The organism is Ewingella americana ATCC 33852 (assembly GCF_000735345.1).
GTDB lineage: Bacteria > Pseudomonadota > Gammaproteobacteria > Enterobacterales > Enterobacteriaceae > Ewingella > Ewingella americana.
Genome location: NZ_JMPJ01000069.1, coordinates 104031 through 123816, shown reverse-complemented (window position 1 = coordinate 123816; position 19786 = coordinate 104031). Strand labels below are relative to the sequence as shown.

Sequence of the window (19786 nt, the reverse complement as noted above, 5' to 3'; positions counted from 1 at the left end):
AAAAAACTTTTCAACCGTCTTTTTTTTCAACGATATGCCCAGAGATCCAGCATTACAGCGCTTTTTTGTACGATAACTTGGCAAAATCCTCAGCAAACTTCTTCACTTGCTCCCAATCGGTGTATTCCACTTCTTTACTGGTATCCGTTTCGCCGCCGGTCATACGCATAATAAGTTGGATCATTACCTTATCTATCCAGCGGTAACGCGGGTAACGCAGTGCCCCGGCGAAGACGCCACATAAAGCTGGTTGCCAAGGCGTAGCCAACAAGAACTTGCGGACATAAGGATTTGTCTGCGGCGTACGCTTCTCAGGTTTGCGCGCGGTGAGGTTCACGCAGAAGAAAGCCGAAGGCATGTTGTTGAGCTGGTCGACGTTACGCTTGATGAATTTATCCAGCACGGCGTTGAAGTGCCCATAACGGATAGAAGCGCCAATCAGCACTTGGTCATACTGTGCAAGGTTGACGTGTTCACCATGAGTGAGGTCAATCACGTCGCACTCGGCCTTCTCTTTCATGCAACTTGCTATATAAGAAGCAATGGCATGCGTTTGCCCATCACGTGTTGAATAGAGCACCAGTGCTTTCATATCAAGTTCCTTCCTAAATAAGACAGGTCGTTACTCACGCCAGAAGGTTGGCGTAAACAGAACCAACAGCGTAAAGACTTCAAGGCGACCAAACAGCATGGTCACAATCAGAACCCACTTGGCGGTGGAGTTCATCGAAGCAAAGTTGTCAGCTACCACGCCCAGCCCCGGCCCGAGGTTGTTGAGGGTGGCGGTCACGGCGGCGAAGGCAGAGAAGTTATCCACGCCCGTCGCGACGATAGCCAGCATGCTGACGATAAACACCAAAGCGTAGGCGGAGAAGAAGCCCCATACCGCTTCGATAATACGTTCCGGCAACGCGCGGTTGCCCAGTTTAATGGTGTAGACCGCGTTCGGGTGGACCAGACGTTTCAGTTCACGCGAACCCTGTAAGTAGAGCAGCAGGATACGGATAACCTTCAAGCCGCCGCCAGTCGAACCCGCACAGCCGCCGATAAAGGCAGAACAGAGAAGTAGGATTGGCAGGAACAGCGGCCATTTCGAAATGCTGTCCGTGGTGTAACCCGCGGTGGTCGCCATCGACACCACTTGGAAGAACGCCTGATTGAGCGTCTCTAAGCCGGAGCTATAAACATTATGCAGCCACAGCACCGAGGTGCAGACAATCACCAGCGTGAGCTGCACGCCAATGAACATACGGAATTCCGGGTCGCGCCAATACACCTTGAGGTTGCGGCCGCTGAGCATCGCGAAGTGTAAACCGTAGTTACAGCCGGAGATCAGCAGGAAGACCGCGATAATGGTGTTAATAGTGCCGCTGTGGAAATAGCCAATGCTGGCGTCATGGGTGGAGAAGCCGCCGATGGCGATGGTAGAGAAGCTATGGGAGATGGCGTCGAACACCGGCATCCCAGCTCCCCACAGTGACAGAGCACAGGCCACAGTGAGCAAGACGTAGATTAGCCACAGGGTTTTTGCCGTCTCGGCGATGCGCGGGCGCATTTTGTTATCTTTCAGCGGACCCGGCATTTCTGCCCTATAAAGCTGCATGCCGCCGACGCCCAATATAGGCAGGATAGCCACGGCGAGCACGATGATCCCCATACCGCCAAACCATTGCAGCATCTGCCGATAGAACAGAATGGCTTTCGGCAGTGAGTCCAGCCCGACCAGCGTGGTCGCGCCGGTGGTGGTCAAGCCGGAGAAAGATTCAAAGAAGGCATCGGTGAGCGAAAGGTTCGGGCGCTCGGAGAACAGGAACGGCAGAGCCCCCACGCTGCCCAGCACGGTCCAGAAAAGCACCACGATGAGGAACCCCTCTCGCGGCTTTAGCTCGCTTTTTTGCTTTCTATTGGGGAGCCAGAGGAGCAGGCCAATAGCCAGTGCCACGAAGAAAGTTTGGCTAAACGCGCGCCCTGCGCCATCGCGGTAAATCAGTGCGACCAATCCGGGAATAATCATCGTTCCGGAGAACAGGATGACAAGCACCCCCACGATGCGAGTTATGGCACGAAAATGCATGCTGGCGTGTTCCTCAGCGAATGAGTCATTAGAGAATAGTTATAAAACCGGCTGCAAATTGAGCGTGCCGCGACTGAGATCGTATAAACGGGTGACAATAGCCGAGGCTTCTGTGGCCGGTAAGGCCAGACGCATGTCGACTGCCGCCCCGTAATTGCTTTGTAAAATATGTCCGCCCACCTGCTGCAACAGGTTTTCCACCAGCGTTAACTGAGCGTAGTCACATTGCAGCGTAAATTCCGTGAGCGGGACTTTTTCATGTGTCGCAAGCAGCTTTAATGCCTGCTGCACACCGCCACCGTAGGCCTTCACCAAGCCGCCGGTGCCTAACATAATGCCGCCATAGTAACGCACGACCACGGCGGTTATCTCACCGACGCCGCTGCCGAGCAACTGGGCCAGAATCGGCTTGCCCGCCGTGCCCGCTGGTTCGCCGTCATCGGAGAAGCCAAGCTGCTGGGAGTCCGTGGGCGTGCCTGCGACGAAAGCCCAGCAGTGATGCCGGGCCGTCGGATGCTGACTTTTCACGTCATTAATAAAGGACTTAGCCGCCTCTACCCCTTCGGTATGCGCCAAAAGGGTAATAAAGCGGCTTTTCTTTATTTCTTCACTGAAACTGACAGATTCAGTGGGAACGGGATAAGGCTGCATCAGGCAAGTTTCAAATCACGCGTCATATTTTCAATGTGATTATCGTGAATGACAATATTGTCTTCGATACGAATGCCGCCATAAGGTTTCAGCGCTTCAATGCGATCCCATGCAAAGTGCTTGCTGAACTGCCCGTCGCGCCAAGGCGCAAGCAAAGACTCGATGAAGTACAGACCCGGCTCGATAGTCAGCACCATTTTTGGCTGAATAATGCGAGTACAGCGCAAGAATGGATATTTTGACGGCGCGGCCAGATGAGTGCCGGTTTCATCCTGCATGAAGCCTGCGACATCATGGACTTGCAAGCCCAGCGGATGGCCCAAACCATGTGGCAGGAAAGGCCCCGTCAGGTTCTGCTCGACCATGGCTTCTTCACTGATATCGACCACCAGCTTGTGCGCTTTCAGCAACTTAGCAATGCGATGGTGCATCTGCACATGGTAATCGGTGTAGCTGACACCGGCTTTGATCGAGTCAATCAGCGCCAACTCTTCGGTATTCAAATCTTTAATCAGATCGGCGAAGTCGTTGTTCTGCTTGGCCGCGTAGGTGCGCGTCAGGTCAGCCGCGTAGCCATTGTATTCAGCCCCGGCGTCGAGCAGGAAACTGCGCATTTCGGCAGGCGGTTGGTGGTCAAGCTTGGTGTAATGCAGCACCGCCGCGTGCTCATTCAGTGCCACGATGTTGTCGTAAGGCACGTCGGTGTCGCGGTGGCCGGTTGCCGTCAGGTAAGCGAGGTTGATGTCGAACTCGCTCATGCCGGACAAAAAGGCTTCCTGCGCGGCGCGATGACCACTGACTGCCACCTTCTGCGCTTCGCGCATGCAGGCAATTTCATAGTCAGTCTTATAGGCGCGGTGGTAGTGAAGGTAGTCCAGCACGGCTTTCGGGTTGACGTTATCTGCCGCCATGCCCAGATTAATCGCCCGCTGCGGGCTTGAGCCAATGTAAGCCACGCGCTTCAAATCAGCAGGAAGTTGGTTTTTGATGTCGTCGGCTTTGGCCAGCGGAGACAGCGCCACTTCGTGCGTCCAGAAGGAGTCCGGCAGAGGCTCAACGTTATGCCAGTAGTCCACCGGCGAGTAGAACCAGAGCTTCGGCGCGTTAACGCCATCGACCCACAGCCAGCAGTTCGGCACTTTGGTGACCGGCACCCAAGCTTTGAATTGCGGGTTCACTTTGAACGGATAGCTGTGGTCATCGAGGAAAGTCGTTATCAGCTCACCGGAGTGAATTAATAACGCATCAAGTTGATTACGTTGCAGTATTTCACGCGCACGTTGCTGTAGCGTGGCGATATGTTCTTTGTAAAGCGTAGTAAGCGATTCCATCAAACGGTCCTTTTTTCCTGCAAAACGATGGCGCATCTTATCACAGCCGCGCACAGGTCGTAGCCCCGGAAGGTTTGTGATCCCTCCAGCAAATTACACTCATCTCATTTGCAAATTATTAACATAAAAACCACACTCCATTCATCTGGTCATACCAGATCATCCCAGATGATTCAGGAGAGACACATGCTCTACCAAGGCGAAACATTACACCTGCACTGGCTCCAAGACGGCATTGCCGAGCTGGTGTTTGATGCTCCAGGCTCTGTAAACAAGCTCGACACCCGCACCGTGGCTAGCCTCGGCGAGGCCATTAGCGTGCTTGAGAAGCAAACTGATTTGAAAGCGCTGCTGCTCAGTTCGGCCAAACCGGCGTTTATTGTCGGGGCTGACATCACCGAGTTCCTGTCCCTGTTCAATGCGCCAGCCGAGAAACTGCATCAGTGGCTCAATTTTGCCAATGGCATCTTTAATCGTCTGGAAGATCTTAATGTTCCGACGCTTTCCGCTATTGCGGGCTATGCGCTGGGCGGCGGCTGCGAATGCGTGCTGGCGACAGATTTCCGTATCGCCACGCCGGACGCCCGCATTGGCCTGCCGGAAACCCGTTTAGGCATTATGCCGGGCTTTGGTGGCTCGGTGCGTATGCCGCGCCTGCTGGGTGCCGACAGCGCACTAGAAATTATCGCCGCCGGTAAAGACATCAGTGGCAAAGACGCTTTAAAAGTCGGATTGGTCGATGCCGTGGTGGAAGCCGATAAACTGCGCGACGCCGGGCTGAACATGCTCAAGCAGGCCATTGCTGGCAAGCTCGACTGGCAGGGCCGCCGCGACGTGAAGCGCCAGCCGCTGAAACTCAGCCAAATTGAGGCCACCATGAGCTTCAGCGTGGCAAAAAGCATGGTGCTGCAAACCGCAGGAAAACACTACCCTGCGCCAATGACCGCGGTGAAAACCATTGAAGCCGCCGCCAAACTTGGCCGCGATGAAGCGCTGAAACTGGAAACGGGCAGCTTTGTTCCCCTCGCGCAATCCAAAGAGGCCCGCGCGCTGGTCGGCATCTTCCTCAACGATCAGTTTGTTAAAGGCAAAGCCAAGAAACTGGCTAAAGAGAGTGAGAAAACCACGCAGGCCGCGGTACTGGGTGCCGGGATCATGGGGGGCGGGATTGCCTATCAGTCAGCCCTGAAAGGCGTGCCGGTCATTATGAAAGACATTAATGACAAGTCGCTGACGCTGGGAATGAATGAAGCCGCCAAGCTGCTGAATAAACAGTTGGAGCGCGGCAAGCTCGACGGCCTGAAGATGGCGAAGGTGCTTTCTACTATTCAGCCAACCCTGAGCTACAGCGGCATTGAACGCGCCAAAGTGGTGGTTGAAGCCGTGGTCGAGAATCCAAAAATCAAATCTGCGGTACTGGCCGAGGCCGAAGCCCTGCTCGACAGCGACGCCGTGCTGGCGTCCAACACCTCGACCATTCCTATTGACCAGTTAGCCGCGGCGCTGAAACGCCCGGAAAACTTCTGCGGCATGCACTTCTTCAACCCGGTTCACCGTATGCCGCTGGTTGAAATCATCCGTGGGGCCAAAACCTCCGAGAAAACCCTTTCGCGCATCGTCTCTTATGCGTTGAGCATGGGTAAAACGCCGATTGTGGTGAATGACTGCCCGGGGTTCTTCGTCAACCGCGTGCTGTTCCCTTACTTCGCGGGCTTCAGCCTGCTGCTGCGCGATGGCGCGGACTTCCGCCAAATCGACAAAGTGATGGAAAAGCAGTTCGGCTGGCCGATGGGCCCAGCTTACCTGCTCGACGTGGTGGGTATTGATACCGCACACCACGCGCAGGCAGTCATGGCGGCGGGCTTCCCGGACAGAATGGCTAAGGATTACCGCGATGCCATTGACGTGCTGTTTGATAGCCAGCGCTTTGGTCAGAAGAACCAATTGGGCTTCTATCGCTACAGCGAAGATAGTAAAGGCAAGCCGCGCAAAGAGAATGACGAGCAGGTGGATAAGCTGCTGGCGGGCCAAAAAGCTGAGTTCACGCCGGATGACATTATCGCCCGCATGATGATCCCGATGATCAACGAAGTGGTGCGCTGTCTGGAAGAAGGCATTGTCGCCAGCCCGGCAGAGGCCGATATGGCACTGGTGTACGGCATTGGTTTCCCTCCGTTCCACGGCGGCGCGTTCCGCTATCTGGACACGCTGGGCACCGCCGCGTACCTGAAACTCGCCGAACAATATTCGCATCTGGGTGCGCTGTATCAGGTGCCAGAAGGTTTACGCGCCAAAGCGAAAACCAATGACACTTACTATCCGGTCGCAACTCCGCTGGAAGACTTCAGCACCGGCACTCAGGCATAAGGACCGAAATCATGGAAAACGTAGTCATTGTTGATGCAGTCCGCACCCCGATGGGCCGTTCCAAAGGCGGGGCGTTTCGCAACGTGCGTGCTGAGGATTTGTCCGCGCACCTGATGCGCGCCATCGTCAGCCGCAATGCGGCGCTCGACCCGAAAGAAATTGATGATATTTACTGGGGCTGCGTCCAGCAGACGCTGGAACAAGGCTTCAATATTGCCCGTAACGCCGCGCTGTTGGCGGAGATCCCACGCAATGTGCCCGCCACCACGGTGAACCGCCTTTGCGGCTCTTCCATGCAGGCGCTGCACGACGCGGCGCGCGCCATTATGGTCGGCGATGCGCAGGTCGGCCTGATTGGCGGCGTTGAGCACATGGGCCACGTGCCGATGAATCACGGGGTGGATTTCCATCCGGGCCTGAGCCGCACTGTCGCCAAAGCGGCAGGGATGATGGGGCTGACCGCCGAAATGCTGGCGAAAATGCACAATATCAGCCGCGAAATGCAGGATGAGTTTGCAGCTCGCTCTCACCAGCGCGCTCACGCTGCGACCGTGGCCGGGCACTTCGCCAATGAAATCATTGCCACCGACGGCCATGACGCCGACGGCGTGCTGACCAGCTATAACTATGATGAAGTGATCCGCCCGGAAACCACGGTAGCGACCCTGTCTACCCTGCGCCCGGCGTTCGATCCGGTGAATGGCACCGTAACGGCGGGCAGTTCGTCGGCGCTGTCCGACGGGGCTTCGGCGATGCTTATCATGAGCGAGTCCAAAGCCAAATCTCTGGGTTTGCAGGCCCGCGCGCGTATCAAGGCGATGGCAGTGGTCGGCTGCGACCCTTCTATCATGGGTTACGGCCCGGTTCCGGCTACCCGTTTGGCATTAAAACGTGCTGGACTGAGCGTGCAAGACATCGGCCTGTTCGAGCTGAATGAGGCGTTCGCCGCGCAGGCGCTGCCGTGCATGAAGGATTTGGGCTTGCTGGAAACCATGGAAGAGCGCGTGAACCTCAACGGCGGCGCAATTGCCCTCGGCCACCCGTTAGGCTGCTCCGGCTCGCGTATCTCCACCACCCTGCTCAACCTGATGGAACGCAAAGACGTGCAGTTCGGCGTCGCCACCATGTGTATCGGCCTCGGCCAAGGGATCGCCACGGTATTCGAGAGAGTCTGATAATCAGATGAAAAGCAAAAAGCGGGCAATAGCCCGCTTTTTTAATGACGACTTGATAGCTGTGAACCCCAGGAGCTTACATTAGTAAGTGACTGGGGTGAGTGAAGGCAGCCAACGTCGAGACAGCGCGAAGGAAGACTCAAGCCTTTTCCCTAAATCATTCGTGATGTATCAAGGCGGCAACTGAGTGAACCCCAGGAGCTTACACAAGTAAGTGACTGGGGTGAGTGAAGGCAGCCAACGTAGAGACAACACGAAGGATGACGGGAAAATTAGATGAAGGAGAAAGCGTCTCCAAACATCCGTTCTTCCTGCGCTGCGCGCTCCGCAACAAAACGCTCGCGAGCAATTTTCGCCATTTCAAAACGCCCGGCGATGTAGATATCGTGACCCGCCAGCGACGTGAAGTCCTGTAAAACGGCGCTTAACACGGTGCCGCTTCTGCCCTGCCAACCCTCTTCTGGCTGCTCGACCACTGGGATCACTTTCAGATTCGGGTGATTCACGCTCAGCGCTTCCAGCTCGCCCAAGTCATAAAGGTGCTTCAGCTCGCGGCCGCCCCAGTAGATGGAGATATCGCGGTTAGGCTGCTGCTCAAGCGCGGCAACCAGAATGGAGCGCGCGTAAGAGAAGCCCGTACCGCCGGCAATCAGCACCAGCGGGCGCTCGCCGTCTTCACGCAGCCAAGCATCGCCGTGAGGAATATCGACGGTGATAGATTTCTCTTTCAGGATGCGATCCATTACTGCCATGGCATACAAATTCAGCTCGGAGGCGCCGATGTGTAACTCGATATCGCTACCCTCGCCAGGCGTAGAAGCCAGAGAGAACGGGCGCTTGTCGCGCTCGTCCATCACCACCATCAGATACTGACCGGCACGGAAAGAAAAAGGCGTTTCCGGCGATAACCGAACCCGATACACCGTATCGGTAATGGCCTCAACCGAGGTGACTTTACAGCTCAATGTGGTCATGCATTCCCTCTGTGGGTCATTTTGCAAAGCGTAAGGATGCGGCGAGATGCATTAATTATCAGGCCGCGACCTGCGTTATTTTTTAGGCTTAGGCGCTTTATGCGCGTATTTCTCGTCAGCGAAAATACCCAAGTCATCCCACATCGCGTCTACTCGCGCAGTCACTGCGGGATCTTTCACAATCGGACGTCCCCACTCGCGCTGCGTCTCACCCGGCCACTTGTTGGTGGCATCAAGCCCCATCTTGGAGCCGAGCCCGGAAACCGGAGACGCAAAGTCGAGGTAATCGATTGGCGTATTTTCTACGAGCACCGTGTCGCGCGCAGGATCCATCCGCGTAGTGATTGCCCAGATAACATCATTCCAGTCACGGGCATTCACATCGTCATCACAGACGATAACAAACTTGGTGTACATAAACTGACGCAAGAATGACCAAACGCCCATCATGACGCGCTTGGCATGGCCTGCGTACTGTTTCTTCATCGTAACGACAGCAAGGCGGTAAGAGCAACCCTCTGGCGGCAGATAAAAATCAACAATTTCTGGGAACTGCTTTTTCAGAATGGGCACGAAGACTTCGTTTAGCGCCACACCCAGCACTGCTGGCTCATCCGGCGGACGGCCGGTATAAGTCGAATGGTAAATCGGGTTTTTACGCTGCGTGATGTGCGTGATCGTAAAGACCGGGAAGCTGTCTACTTCATTATAGTAGCCCGTGTGGTCGCCATACGGGCCTTCCGGAGCCGTTTCGGCCGGGTCGATATAGCCTTCAAGCACGATTTCCGCACTGGCGGGCACTTCGAGGTCGTTGGAAATACACTTCACAACTTCGGTTTTATTGCCGCGCAGCAGACCTGCAAAAGCATATTCTGACAGGGTATCTGGCACCGGCGTGACCGCGCCGAGAATGGTGGCCGGGTCCGCGCCCAAGGCGACGGAAACCGGGAAACGCTGCCCCGGATTTTGCTGGCACCACTCTTGGAAGTCCAACGCGCCGCCGCGATGCGACAGCCAACGCATAATGACTTTGTTCTTACCCAGCACCTGCTGGCGATAAATACCTAAGTTTTGGCGCTGCTTGTGCGGGCCGCGAGTGACCGTCAGGCCCCAAGTGATCAGCGGCGCGGCATCTTCTGGCCAGCAGTGCATAACTGGAATGCGTGTCAAATCAACGTCATCCCCTTCCCAAACCTGTTCCTGACAAGGTGCCGAGTGCAACACCTTGGTCGGCATATTCATCACTTGTTTGAATTTGGGCATTTTGTCGTAGAAATCGCGGAAGCCGCGCGGCGGCTCAGGCTCTTTCAGAAACGCCAATAATTCACCGACTTCACGCAACGCACTGACATCCTCCTGACCCATACCCAGCGCCACGCGCTCAGGGGTGCCGAAAAGGTTGCACAGCACCGGCATGTCGTAGCCTTTTGGATTTTCGAACAGTAATGCAGGGCCACCGGCACGCAGGGTGCGGTCTGCAATTTCAGTCATTTCCAGATAGGTATCGACAGGCTGAGTGATGCGTTTCAGCTCGCCTCGCTTTTCAAGTAACGAGAGGAAGTCTCGTAAATCACGGTATTTCATGCTGATTTTTATCGCCAAATTGAAGGAGAGCATTATAGAGCCTCTCCAGGGTTGTTGCTGCCTTTTTGTTATCAGTAGGTAAAAAGTAATAACAAAAAGGCAGTTTAACCGTCAGTCAGCACGCTGGCTAAACTGACAGTGCGAAAATTTCATGCGGCTAGAAAATTAGCGACATTCAAACGGAACCAGCGCGCTAAGTGCCTTGGTATCCTGATATTCCTGCGTCTCGTGGCCGTGGCGGAAGACTTTAAAGCCCTGACCTTTGGCACTGAAATAGCTCAGTTGGTTGCCCGACACGTGCAGCAGGCTGCCTTCGCGCAGCGCCACCACTGACTCGCTCGGATTCACCGCGCAGAACTCAGCAAGGCGCTCGTCGCGCGTCTCGCCCATGTGACCACTCAGGTGGGCATCAATGTAGTGCGGGTTGATTTGCACCGGGAACAGGCCCAGCGCGGGCAGCACGACTGAGTTGCTGACGGGCATATCATTGGTGGTGCGGATGCTTGGCGTAGCCACGTTACAGCCCGCGCTCCAGCCAATGTAAGGCACGTTGCGCTCACGCACGGCGCGCTGGATAGGCACGATCAGGCTGTTGGCGTGCAGCATATGGTTCAGCATCCAAGTATTCCCGCCGCTAATCAAAATGCATTCCGCGCTGGCGATAGCTTCAGCCGGGGACTCAGCGTGGTGAATGCTTTTCACTTTGATACCCAGTGCCTGCTCGAGATCCTGAGCGCGGGCGTCGTAATCGCTGCGGATTAGGGCGTAAGGAATGAGAATAGCTGAGGAAATCTTGCGGGCTTTCAACATCGCCTGAATGTGTTCGCTTGCGTAACCTAACAGGGTTGACTCATCTGAAAGCTTACCGTTACTCAGCAAAAACAACTCCATGATGCTTCTCCGTATTGTCATTAGATTCAGAATGTAGAGACCAGACCTCGCGAGTTGGCGAGCCGTCTGTCTATCGCTAGCCACTTTTGCTATGCTTCATGGCTAAGTTTGAAGGCGTATGAAACTATGGAATCCTGGTACTTATTATATTGCAAACGCGGTCAGCTTCTTCGCGCTAAAGAACATTTAGAGCGCCAACAGGTTAACTGTTTAACTCCAATGATCACACTGGAAAAAATGGTGCGTGGGCGCCGTACTCCGGTCAGTGAACCCCTGTTCCCAAACTACATGTTCATCGAGTTTGATCCAGAAAGCATCCATACCACGACCATTAGCGCCACGCGCGGCGTTAGCCACTTTGTTCGTTTTGGCAACCGGCTGGCGACGGTACACCCCGAGGTTATCAAACAGTTGATGACCCAGCCTATGCCGGATGTGCAGGACCCTGATACCCCTCACCCCGGCGACGTGGTGGTTATCACCGAAGGGATGTTCGAAGGTCTTGAAGCCATTTATACGGAACCGGACGGCGAAGCCCGCTCGCACCTGTTGCTGAATTTGATTAATCAGCAAGTCAAACAAAGTCTAGATAACAAACACTTCCAAAAACTCTAACTAGCCCAAAGGCGCATGATTGCGCCTTTGCTGCGAATTACAGGCCAAACAGACCACGCGCGTTACTCTCAGTTTTCTCAGCTAACCATGCGGGGTCTTCGCCACGCCATGTCGCGACCTGCTTAACGATATGCGGCAAGAAGGCCGGCTCGTTGCGGCGGTTCTTCGGCTTTTCCGGCATGTCGCGAGGTAACAGATAAGGCGCGTCGGTCTCGAGTAATAGCCGGTCAGCAGGAATGCAGCCGAGCATGTCGCGCAATTCCAAGCCGCGTCGCTCATCGCACACCCAACCGGTAATGCCAATATACATCCCCAGTGATAGGTAGAGCTCCAGCTCTTGCTGGCTGCCGGTAAAGCAGTGAACCACCGCGCCCGGAATTTTACTCAGCCACGGGGTCAAGAGATCAGCAAAGCGCGGATGGGCGTCGCGGCAATGCAGAAACAGCGGCATGCTCAGTTCTGCGGCTAACGCCAGCTGGGCGCTGAAGGCCGACTCCTGCTGATCAACAGGGGAGAAGTTACGGTTGAAGTCCAGACCACACTCACCGATGGCGACGACCTCAGGCTTCGCCGCCAGCTCTCTGATTGCTTCTTCGGTTTGGCTATTCCATTCACTGGCCTGATGGGGATGCACTCCTGCCGTCGACCAGCAAAAGTCAGGATACTGCTCGGCGAGCCCTTGAGCCTCAAGGCTCTCTTCAGCCGATGTCCCGGTGATTAACATCCCTGAAAGCCCAGCCAGCCTTGCCCGCGTCACCACATCGTGACGGTCTTTATCAAACTGATTGCTGGTCAGGTTAACGCCTATCTCAAACATATATGGTCCTAAAAAAGAAACCGCCCTGCTGGGCGGTTTTTTACTGCAATGATTCTGTTACGACGCTGAGTCTTGCTCATCATCTTCGACTTCTGGACGACGGCGTTTACCCACGTAGAAACGGGCGAAGAACACGCCGATTTCAAACAGCAGGTACATTGGGATCGCCAGCAGCGTTTGCGAGAAAACGTCAGGCGGAGTCAGCAACATGCCGACCACGAACGCGCCTACCAGCACGTACGGGCGCTTTTTCTTCAGATCTTCAGGCGTGGTCACGCCGCTCCAGCACAGCAACACGATGGCAATCGGCACTTCAAACGACACGCCAAAGGCCATGAATATCGCCATAACGAAATCAAGGTAGTTGTTGATGTCGGTCGCTATCTGTACGCCGGCCGGAGCCGTTTTCGCAAAGAAGGCGAAAGCCAGCGGGAAGACGATAAAGTAAGCGAAAGCCATACCGAGATAGAACAGCGCGGAGCTGGAAAACAGCAGCGGCATCATCAGGCGGCGTTCATGCTTATACAGCGCGGGCGCAACAAAGCCCCACACCTGATACAAGATAAACGGTGCAGACACGAATACCGACACAATCATCGTCAATTTAATTGGCGTGAAGAATGGCGATGCCACGTCGGTAGCAATCATGCTGGCGCCCAGCGGCATTTGTTTGATCAGTGGAGCAGAAACCAGATAGTAGATGTCGTTAGCAAAGTAGGCCAACGCCAAGAACACCACCAGAACACAGATGATGGAGTTCAGCAGACGCTTACGCAGTTCTATCAGATGGCTGATAAGCGGTTGGGTATCTTCAACAGCCATGTTTTAACGTTCGCCTGTAGATTGAGTTGAAGGAGCCGGTTTAACCGTGGCGGCCACTTCTTCAGTAGCTACAGGGGTTTCAACCGTTTTTGGCTTATCCGCAGAGGCTTCTGGTGAAGTTTCCGGTGCGTGAGCCACCTGAGGTTCCGCAGCCTGCGCGGCATGCGCCGCCTCAGCCTGTTGTACAGGTTTGTGCGAGGCTACGGCAGCTTCAACGGCATTGCTTGGAGCCTGTGCCGGAGCAGAAGCCATGTGTTCCGCCGTCGCAGGTGAGATACCTTCGTCATGCAGCGCTTCTGCTTCCTGAACTGCCGGATTGTGAATGGTATTGCCTGCGGACTTAGCGGCCTCGATAGATTGCTCCAGCTCGCTCTTTTCTGTAGCGAAAGAGCGTTTCATTGACTCAGCGGCTTCTTTCAGCTCATCCATTGAGGCTTTGATTTCTGGCGTCAGATTCTTAAGACCGGATTCTTCGGCTTTCTTAAGGCTATCCTGCAATTCCTGAAGTTTCAGTTCTTGCGATAACTCATTCTGCACAGAGGCGGCCATGGCGCGCAGAGCGCGGATCCAGCCAGCCACTGTTCTGACGGCCACAGGTAAACGTTCCGGCCCCAGTACTACCAGGCCAATCACCAATACCAGTAACAGTTCACTAAATCCAATGTCGAACACGGCTTATACCTGCTCTTTGTTTTGGCTCTTGGTCTCTTCTGCTTTAACTTCCGGTTTTACCTCGATAGGTTTTGCCGTGAAGTCAGCATCAGTACTCTTAATGTCGCTCTCTTTTGGCGCTTTGGTGGTGGTGTCATCTTCACTCATGGCCTTCTTAAAGCCTTTGATTGAAGAACCCAGATCCGAGCCCAAGCCACGCAGTTTTTTGGTACCGAACAGAAGTACCACGATCACCGCGATGATCAGAAGTTGTGTAATGCTAATACCGCCCATTTTCTTCACCTCAATATGAAGGGAACTACATCCATTACCGCCAGTGGCGGCGCTTAATTTCGAAATCAATGAATTTCAAAATCGAAGAGTTACGGCGCGCTAAACTCAGTTAGCGGCTGCGTCTCCAGCCGATAATCCATGAAACGACTCCTGCGGCGATAAGCCAAGCAGGATAAACCTCAACTTTTCCCAGCAACAACGCAGTGCCGCTAAGCAGCAGCGTGGCACCAATACCAAACAGGTATCTTGATTGCCCCTGCCTCACTCCCTGCTGTTGCATCTGCGTAGAGAGCTTTTCGAGGTTGAACTGCAAAAGCTTGTGCTGCTGGAGGCTTTGATACACCAAGTCTGGAAGTTCCGGCATTTTCTCTATCCAGAATGGCGCTTTCTCTTTGAACGCTCGCAGCATGGCTGGCAAACCAACCTGGTCTTTCACCCAACTTTCAAGGAAGGGTTTTGCCGTGGTCCAAAGATCGAGCTGAGGATAAAGCTGACGCCCTAAGCCTTCAACATAAAGCAGTGTTTTTTGCAGCAGAACCAGCTGCGGCTGCACTTCCATATTAAAGCGGCGCGCCGTGTTAAACAGGTTTAACAAGACATTACCGAAAGAGATTTCCGCCAGCGGCTTTTCGAAGATAGGTTCACAAACGGTACGAATAGCGAACTCGAACTCTTCGACATTGGTATCACGAGGAACCCAGCCGGAATCGACATGTAACTCAGCCACTTTGCGATAGTCGCGGTTAAAGAACGCGATAAAGTTCTCGGCCAGATAACGTTTGTCATCTTTGTTCAAAGAACCAACTATGCCGCAATCAATGCCTATGTAGCAAGGATCTTCCGGCGTGTCATAGCTAACGAAAATGTTACCGGGATGCATATCCGCATGGAAGAAACTGTCGCGGAAAACTTGGGTAAAGAAGACCTGAACGCCGCGTTCTGCCAGCAATTTCATGTTGGTACCCTGCTTTTCCAACGCGGCAACGTCAGAAACTGGAATACCGTAAATACGCTCCATCACCATCAGGCGCTCGCTGCAATAATCCGGGTAGACTTCCGGCACATAGAGCATCGGGCTGCCGCTGAAATTACGGCGTAATTGAATGGCGTTAGCAGACTCGCGCAGCAGGTTTAACTCATCCAGCAGCGTCTTTTCATATTCACGCACCACTTCACGCGGCTTGAGGCGGCGGCCATCAGGTAGCAGCACCGGCACCCAGCCCGCTAAGCGCGACATCAGGCGAATATCGGCCTTGATGATAGGTAAGATATCCGGGCGAATCACTTTCAACACCACCGGCTTGCCGTTCTCTTTAAGCGTAGCGGTGTGAACCTGAGCAATAGACGCTGATGCCAAAGGGGTTTGGTCGAAATCGTCAAACCACTTTTCCAGCGGGCCGCCCAAGGCTTCCTCAATCTGCTTACGGGCCAAGGCCCCGTCGAACGGCGCGACGTGGTCTTGCAATAGCGCCAACTGGTCAGCGATGTTAGGAGGGAAAAGGTCGCGACGGGTCGAGAGCATCTGACCGAACTTGATCCACACCGGGCCAAGCTGCTCCAGCGCCATGCGCAGACGCGTGCCCAACGGCTTATCTTTGTGGCGATGCGGCAGCCAGAAAAACAGGTATCTGCCTAAACGGAGTGGCAGCGTGAGGCGAATCTTGGGGATCAGCTCATCAAGGCCATAAGTCAGAAACATGCGAATGATCAGGTACAGGCGTCGCATTTCACCTGGAGTCATAGCTTGTCCTCCAGTTTTTCGAAACGTTTATCCAGTGCATCAAGTTCGCGAGTTAACGCAGAGACTTCTTCACTAAACCAGACCACTTCTAGCGGGCCAGGAGCCAGCTTCCACTCTTCTGTCAGGGTCTGGGCGACATAGCTTTGCTGCTGCTTCACGCCCTGAGTCAGGAAGCGGAATCCACCAGTGATAGCTTGTGAGATCCCCTGAGCAGCGACATCCCCCAGATAAGGGGCCAGCAGCTCAGCAGGCTCCCACTCGACCAGTTCAAACAGCGCAGAAAATTGCTGCACGACGGAGATATCGCCTTCAACGATAAGTTCGCCGCTGCGCATAAGAGGAGAAAGCTGCTGTCTGTCGCGCAGTTTGCGCAGGACGGAGAGCTTTGTTGTCACGGTGCAATCCGCCTCGCCGTCCCACTGCCCGAGCACGTCGATTTTCTGCTCGCTAAACACGAAGGTCAGCGGAGCATTGAGCTCCTGTAACTCAATTCGCAGCACTTTGCCTACCAGACGAGTGCGCGCAGCCTTCAGGCCACGCTCTCTAAACAGCAGGTAATTCAGCGAGGTTTCAATCGCGGCGGTCAGTAACGGCGTTAACAACATCGGCTTTTCCATCTTAGAACTTGAAACCACGGTGCAGGGCTACGATACCGCCAGTCATGTTGCTGTAGGTGACATTCTCAAAGCCGGCGTCCGCCATCATCCCTTTCAGGGTTTCTTGATCAGGGTGCATACGGATGGATTCGGCCAGATAGCGATAGCTCTCTTCGTCCTGAGCAACCCAGCCGCCAATGCGCGGTAAGATGTGGAATGAGTAGCTGTCGTAGGCTTTGCTCAGAGGCGCCAGCAGAGGCTTGGAGAATTCCAGCACCAGCAGACGGCCACCCGGCTTGAGCACGCGGAACATCGAGCGCAGGGCTTTTTCTTTTTCGGTCACGTTACGCAAGCCGAAAGAGATGGTGATGCAGTCAAAGTAGTTGTCTGGGAAAGGTAAAGCTTCGGCGTTGGCCTGCACGTAGTTGACGTTGCCGACGATGCCCAAATTGCGCAGCTTTTCACGGCCCATTTTCAGCATGGAGTCATTGATATCAGCCAGCACGACTTCGCCCTGCTCGCCCACTAAACGCGAGAATTTAGCCGTCAGATCGCCCGTACCGCCCGCTAAGTCCAACACGCGCTGGCCGCGACGAACGCCGCTGCTATCAATGGTGAAACGCTTCCAGATACGGTGAATGCCGAAGGACATCAGGTCATTCATCAAGTCATATTTAGCGGCAACGGAGTGAAAAACCTCTGCGACCATTTCTGCTTTTTCATCTTTGGCTACGGTACGAAAACCGAAATGGGTGGTTTCCTGCGTCTGCTTTTCCATATTTTATGCCTGCTTAGTCAGTCAAACTATTGGGGAAAGTGTACCAGAACCCCAAGGAAAGCCCCATCACCGATGCTGATAGAAAAGCCAAAGATATTCACTAATCGCATCCTTGGCTAATCGCAGTGGGTGAAGCCGTTATTTGCGCGCCGGGAAGTTCTCCTCCGGCTGTGGGTCTGAACCACTCAGTTGAAGAGTGTTTTCGTCGTCGGCCAGCGGCTCGTCGAGCGTGTCCGCCGCTTCGGGCTCATGCTCAGAAATAGCCTGTTCAGCCAGCGTAGGGCTGATAGGGCGCTTAACTTCAACACCCAAGGCGCGGAAGCTTTCCACCTGCCCGACCAGATTCCCCCGGCCCTGCGCCAATTTATTCATAGCCAGCCGATAACTGCCCTGCGCTTTCTCAAGGCTTTGGCCAATAGACTCCATGTCATCGACAAATAGCCGTAATTTGTCGTAAAGCTTGGCGGCGCGGTCGGCAATGCGTTTGGCATTCTGACTTTGATGCTCATAGCGCCATAAATTGCTAATGGTGCGCAGCGCCACCAGCAAGGTTGTCGGGCTGACCAGCATGATATTGTGCTTGAGCGCCTCGCTGATAAGCTCCGGCTCGCGGTCAATCGCCAGCAAGAAGGCGGGCTCCACCGGGATAAACATCAGGACGTAATCCAGACTGCGTAAGCCCGGCAGCTGCTGGTAATCTTTGCGGCCCAGCAGGCGAATATGCCCGCGAACCGAGGCAATGTGCTCATTCAGCGCGATTTCGCGCTCGGTATCATCCTGACTGTTGAAGTAGCGCTCATAGGCCACCAGCGTCATTTTGGCGTCGATCACCACGTCTTTGTTTTGTGGCAAACGGACAATCACGTCGGGCTGCATGCGGCTGTTGGTATCCACCTGCACGCTGACCTGCGTTTGGTACTCATAGCCTTCGCGCAGGCCAGAGGCTTCGAGCACCCGACTGAGCACCACTTCGCCCCAGTTGCCTTGGGTTTTATTGTCGCCTTTCAAAGCTTTGGTGAGGTTGATGGCTTCGCGCGCCATCTGTTCATTTAGCTGCTGGAGGTTGCGGATTTCATGGGAAAGGGTGTGGCGCTCGCGCGCTTCCTGCCCAAAGCTGTCCTGCACCTGACGGCGGAAACCGTCGAGCTGTTCGCGCAGCGGCAGCAGAAGCTTGTCGAGGCTTTGCTTATTTTGCTCATCGGCCCGACGCCCGCTGTGTTCAAAGATGCGGTTAGCCAAGTTTTCAAACTGGCTGGTCAGGCGCTGCTCGCTGTTGATCAGCAGACGCTGTTTATCCTCGGCGGCCATGCGGGTTTCATCCAGACGGGTCGACACCTCGCGCAGCTCCGCCTCTTGGGCGCTGTTAATCTCGCGCTGGGCGCGCAGCTCCTGATTAAGCTGTTCACACTCACTTTGCCAATGAGCCAGCCCTTGCAGCTTTTCACGGTTAGCCGCCACTTCGCTGTGCAGTTGGCGAAGCTCAAGCTCGGCTTCGCGCTGTTGCTGCTGCGACTGCTGGCGATCGGCCTTCAACTGGTCAATCTCCGCCTTTTGCTGTTCAACGGTTTGCTGAATCAGCCGACGCTGAGTCTCATGTTCACTTTGATTTTTTTGTTGGCGCAAGCTGGCAATCAACCAGCCTAATAGCAAGCCCGCCAAAGCCCCGCCCACGAGGTATAAGATGCTGATATCCACGCGTTCTCCATCTCAATCGATTCTTGCGGTCAAGGTAATGTCACACTGTATGCATGTCCAGCATATTATGCATCAGTGGGAAGCTTTGCGAGGCGTCTCGCAAGAGTGGATTTCTCCCGCCCTTTCCTCTTGTACCCAAGCCTTCCCGACGGCAGGATTAGAACCAACGACTCAGCCACTGGATGCCGAAAGCGCCCGGTGCCAGTACACCAAAGGCCCAAATCAGTGCTGATGACAGATTGGCGATTTGAAAATAGCGTTGCGGCATGCCGCAAATCCCCGCCACTAGCGGCACGACGGCGCGCAGTGGTCCGAAGAAACGGCCAATAAAGGCTCCCGGCATGCCCCATTTTTCAAAGAAGGCGTGACCACGCACTAGCATTTGCGGGTGCTTGGAGAAAGGCCAGAAGTTGCCGACGCGATCCTGAAAATGCGCGCCAACCCAATAGGAGAGCCAATCGCCGAAGAAAGCACCGGCGGCCGCTGCGGCCCAAATCGGCCAGAAAGGAATGCCACTTTCGCCAATCAGCGCGCCAAGCCCGAGCAAAATCACCGTGGCTGGCAGAAGCAGTGAGAGGAAGGCCAATGACTCACCAAATGCCAGAATGAAGACAATGGGTATGGCCCAGGCTTCGTGCGCCCGAACAAACTCAGTAGTGAGGTGAATTACGTCATTTATGGTCAAAGGGCTTCCTTGTGAAAATCGTCAGGCAATATCAATAATATCAGC

General features: G+C 54.6%; 19 protein-coding genes. 3 read left to right on the top strand and 16 right to left on the bottom strand.

The window, feature by feature from the left end; genetic code table 11:
• Positions 1-52 precede the first annotated feature (52 nt).
• The 4 genes from hemG to pepQ are packed head-to-tail and all read right to left on the bottom strand — an operon-like array spanning position 53 to position 4056.
• Entirely contained in the window at positions 53-592 is a 540-nt protein-coding gene (gene hemG / locus GEAM_RS19520; protein ID WP_034794962.1) for a menaquinone-dependent protoporphyrinogen IX dehydrogenase, read from the bottom strand.
• Between the two features lie 30 nt (positions 593-622).
• Positions 623-2074 carry a Trk system potassium transporter TrkH gene (trkH, locus tag GEAM_RS19515; RefSeq protein ID WP_034794961.1) on the bottom strand — a complete coding sequence of 484 codons (1452 nt, stop codon included), beginning with the start codon at positions 2072-2074 and terminating at the stop codon, positions 623-625.
• A 39-nt stretch (positions 2075-2113) separates the two neighbouring features.
• Positions 2114-2725, bottom strand: a complete 612-nt coding sequence (locus GEAM_RS19510) for an IMPACT family protein (RefSeq protein WP_034794958.1) — start codon at positions 2723-2725, stop codon at positions 2114-2116.
• The gene (gene pepQ, locus GEAM_RS19505; RefSeq protein WP_034794955.1) at positions 2725-4056 is read right to left on the bottom strand and encodes a Xaa-Pro dipeptidase; all 1332 of its coding nucleotides are present in this window, start codon (positions 4054-4056) and stop codon (positions 2725-2727) included. Before pepQ ends, GEAM_RS19510 begins: the two co-directional genes overlap by 1 nt.
• Before the next feature lie 186 nt (positions 4057-4242).
• Here pepQ and fadB point away from each other — a divergent pair, with 186 nt between their 5' ends.
• Positions 4243-6423, top strand: a complete 2181-nt coding sequence (fadB, locus tag GEAM_RS19500) for a fatty acid oxidation complex subunit alpha FadB (RefSeq protein ID WP_034794952.1) — start codon at positions 4243-4245, stop codon at positions 6421-6423.
• Between the two features lie 11 nt (positions 6424-6434).
• Positions 6435-7598 (top strand): acetyl-CoA C-acyltransferase FadA, encoded by a 1164-nt coding sequence (gene fadA, locus GEAM_RS19495; RefSeq protein ID WP_034794950.1) that lies wholly within the window; start codon positions 6435-6437, stop codon positions 7596-7598.
• 272 nt (positions 7599-7870) lie between these two features.
• On the opposite strand, the gene fre is transcribed toward fadA, so the two are convergent.
• The 3 genes from fre to pepE all read right to left on the bottom strand — a co-directional run bounded on the left by fre (position 7871) and on the right by pepE (position 11047).
• The gene (gene fre, locus GEAM_RS19490) at positions 7871-8572 is read right to left on the bottom strand and encodes an NAD(P)H-flavin reductase (protein WP_034794947.1); all 702 of its coding nucleotides are present in this window, start codon (positions 8570-8572) and stop codon (positions 7871-7873) included.
• A gap of 75 nt (positions 8573-8647) precedes the next feature.
• Positions 8648-10156 carry a 4-hydroxy-3-polyprenylbenzoate decarboxylase gene (gene ubiD / locus GEAM_RS19485; protein WP_034794974.1) on the bottom strand — a complete coding sequence of 503 codons (1509 nt, stop codon included), beginning with the start codon at positions 10154-10156 and terminating at the stop codon, positions 8648-8650.
• A gap of 165 nt (positions 10157-10321) precedes the next feature.
• Positions 10322-11047, bottom strand: a complete 726-nt coding sequence (pepE, locus tag GEAM_RS19480; protein WP_034794944.1) for a dipeptidase PepE — start codon at positions 11045-11047, stop codon at positions 10322-10324.
• Between the two features lie 126 nt (positions 11048-11173).
• Here pepE and rfaH point away from each other — a divergent pair, with 126 nt between their 5' ends.
• Positions 11174-11662, top strand: coding sequence for a transcription/translation regulatory transformer protein RfaH (gene rfaH, locus GEAM_RS19475; RefSeq protein ID WP_034794942.1), 489 nt, complete (start codon positions 11174-11176; stop codon positions 11660-11662).
• A gap of 37 nt (positions 11663-11699) precedes the next feature.
• Here rfaH and tatD read toward each other — a convergent pair whose 3' ends face one another.
• From tatD to GEAM_RS19430, 9 genes are all read right to left on the bottom strand, one after another.
• Positions 11700-12479, bottom strand: a complete 780-nt coding sequence (gene tatD / locus GEAM_RS19470) for a 3'-5' ssDNA/RNA exonuclease TatD (protein ID WP_034794940.1) — start codon at positions 12477-12479, stop codon at positions 11700-11702.
• Positions 12480-12536: 57 nt separating this feature from the next.
• A complete protein-coding gene (gene tatC, locus GEAM_RS19465; RefSeq protein ID WP_034794937.1) occupies positions 12537-13301 on the bottom strand; it encodes a Sec-independent protein translocase subunit TatC in 765 nt (254 codons plus the stop codon).
• Positions 13302-13304: 3 nt separating this feature from the next.
• Positions 13305-13973 carry a Sec-independent protein translocase protein TatB gene (gene tatB, locus GEAM_RS19460; RefSeq protein ID WP_034794934.1) on the bottom strand — a complete coding sequence of 223 codons (669 nt, stop codon included), beginning with the start codon at positions 13971-13973 and terminating at the stop codon, positions 13305-13307.
• Positions 13974-13976: 3 nt separating this feature from the next.
• Entirely contained in the window at positions 13977-14246 is a 270-nt protein-coding gene (gene tatE, locus GEAM_RS19455; protein WP_034794932.1) for a twin-arginine translocase subunit TatE, read from the bottom strand.
• Between the two features lie 109 nt (positions 14247-14355).
• Complete coding sequence (gene ubiB / locus GEAM_RS19450; protein ID WP_034794930.1) at positions 14356-15987, bottom strand: ubiquinone biosynthesis regulatory protein kinase UbiB; 1632 nt, start codon at positions 15985-15987, stop codon at positions 14356-14358.
• A complete protein-coding gene (gene ubiJ / locus GEAM_RS19445; protein ID WP_034794928.1) occupies positions 15984-16592 on the bottom strand; it encodes a ubiquinone biosynthesis protein UbiJ in 609 nt (202 codons plus the stop codon). Before ubiJ ends, ubiB begins: the two co-directional genes overlap by 4 nt.
• Before the next feature lie 13 nt (positions 16593-16605).
• Positions 16606-17361 carry a bifunctional demethylmenaquinone methyltransferase/2-methoxy-6-polyprenyl-1,4-benzoquinol methylase UbiE gene (ubiE, locus tag GEAM_RS19440; RefSeq protein ID WP_034794926.1) on the bottom strand — a complete coding sequence of 252 codons (756 nt, stop codon included), beginning with the start codon at positions 17359-17361 and terminating at the stop codon, positions 16606-16608.
• 138 nt (positions 17362-17499) lie between these two features.
• Positions 17500-19056, bottom strand: coding sequence for a DNA recombination protein RmuC (rmuC, locus tag GEAM_RS19435; RefSeq protein ID WP_034794924.1), 1557 nt, complete (start codon positions 19054-19056; stop codon positions 17500-17502).
• Positions 19057-19213: 157 nt separating this feature from the next.
• Positions 19214-19741 carry a DedA family protein gene (locus GEAM_RS19430; protein ID WP_034794922.1) on the bottom strand — a complete coding sequence of 176 codons (528 nt, stop codon included), beginning with the start codon at positions 19739-19741 and terminating at the stop codon, positions 19214-19216.
• Positions 19742-19786: the final 45 nt, after the last annotated feature.

Coding starts and splice junctions, on each gene's coding strand:
- pepQ (WP_034794955.1), bottom strand. CDS start 4,056: ATGGAATCGCTTACTACGCTTTACAAAGAACATATCGCCACGCTACAG.
- ubiE (WP_034794926.1), bottom strand. CDS start 17,361: ATGGAAAAGCAGACGCAGGAAACCACCCATTTCGGTTTTCGTACCGTA.
- hemG (WP_034794962.1), bottom strand. CDS start 592: ATGAAAGCACTGGTGCTCTATTCAACACGTGATGGGCAAACGCATGCC.
- fadA (WP_034794950.1), top strand. CDS start 6,435: ATGGAAAACGTAGTCATTGTTGATGCAGTCCGCACCCCGATGGGCCGT.
- tatD (WP_034794940.1), bottom strand. CDS start 12,479: ATGTTTGAGATAGGCGTTAACCTGACCAGCAATCAGTTTGATAAAGAC.
- ubiD (WP_034794974.1), bottom strand. CDS start 10,156: ATGAAATACCGTGATTTACGAGACTTCCTCTCGTTACTTGAAAAGCGA.
- pepE (WP_034794944.1), bottom strand. CDS start 11,047: ATGGAGTTGTTTTTGCTGAGTAACGGTAAGCTTTCAGATGAGTCAACC.
- GEAM_RS19510 (WP_034794958.1), bottom strand. CDS start 2,725: ATGCAGCCTTATCCCGTTCCCACTGAATCTGTCAGTTTCAGTGAAGAA.
- trkH (WP_034794961.1), bottom strand. CDS start 2,074: ATGCATTTTCGTGCCATAACTCGCATCGTGGGGGTGCTTGTCATCCTG.
- tatE (WP_034794932.1), bottom strand. CDS start 14,246: ATGGGCGGTATTAGCATTACACAACTTCTGATCATCGCGGTGATCGTG.
- ubiJ (WP_034794928.1), bottom strand. CDS start 16,592: ATGTTGTTAACGCCGTTACTGACCGCCGCGATTGAAACCTCGCTGAAT.
- fre (WP_034794947.1), bottom strand. CDS start 8,572: ATGACCACATTGAGCTGTAAAGTCACCTCGGTTGAGGCCATTACCGAT.
- rfaH (WP_034794942.1), top strand. CDS start 11,174: ATGGAATCCTGGTACTTATTATATTGCAAACGCGGTCAGCTTCTTCGC.
- tatC (WP_034794937.1), bottom strand. CDS start 13,301: ATGGCTGTTGAAGATACCCAACCGCTTATCAGCCATCTGATAGAACTG.
- ubiB (WP_034794930.1), bottom strand. CDS start 15,987: ATGACTCCAGGTGAAATGCGACGCCTGTACCTGATCATTCGCATGTTT.
- fadB (WP_034794952.1), top strand. CDS start 4,243: ATGCTCTACCAAGGCGAAACATTACACCTGCACTGGCTCCAAGACGGC.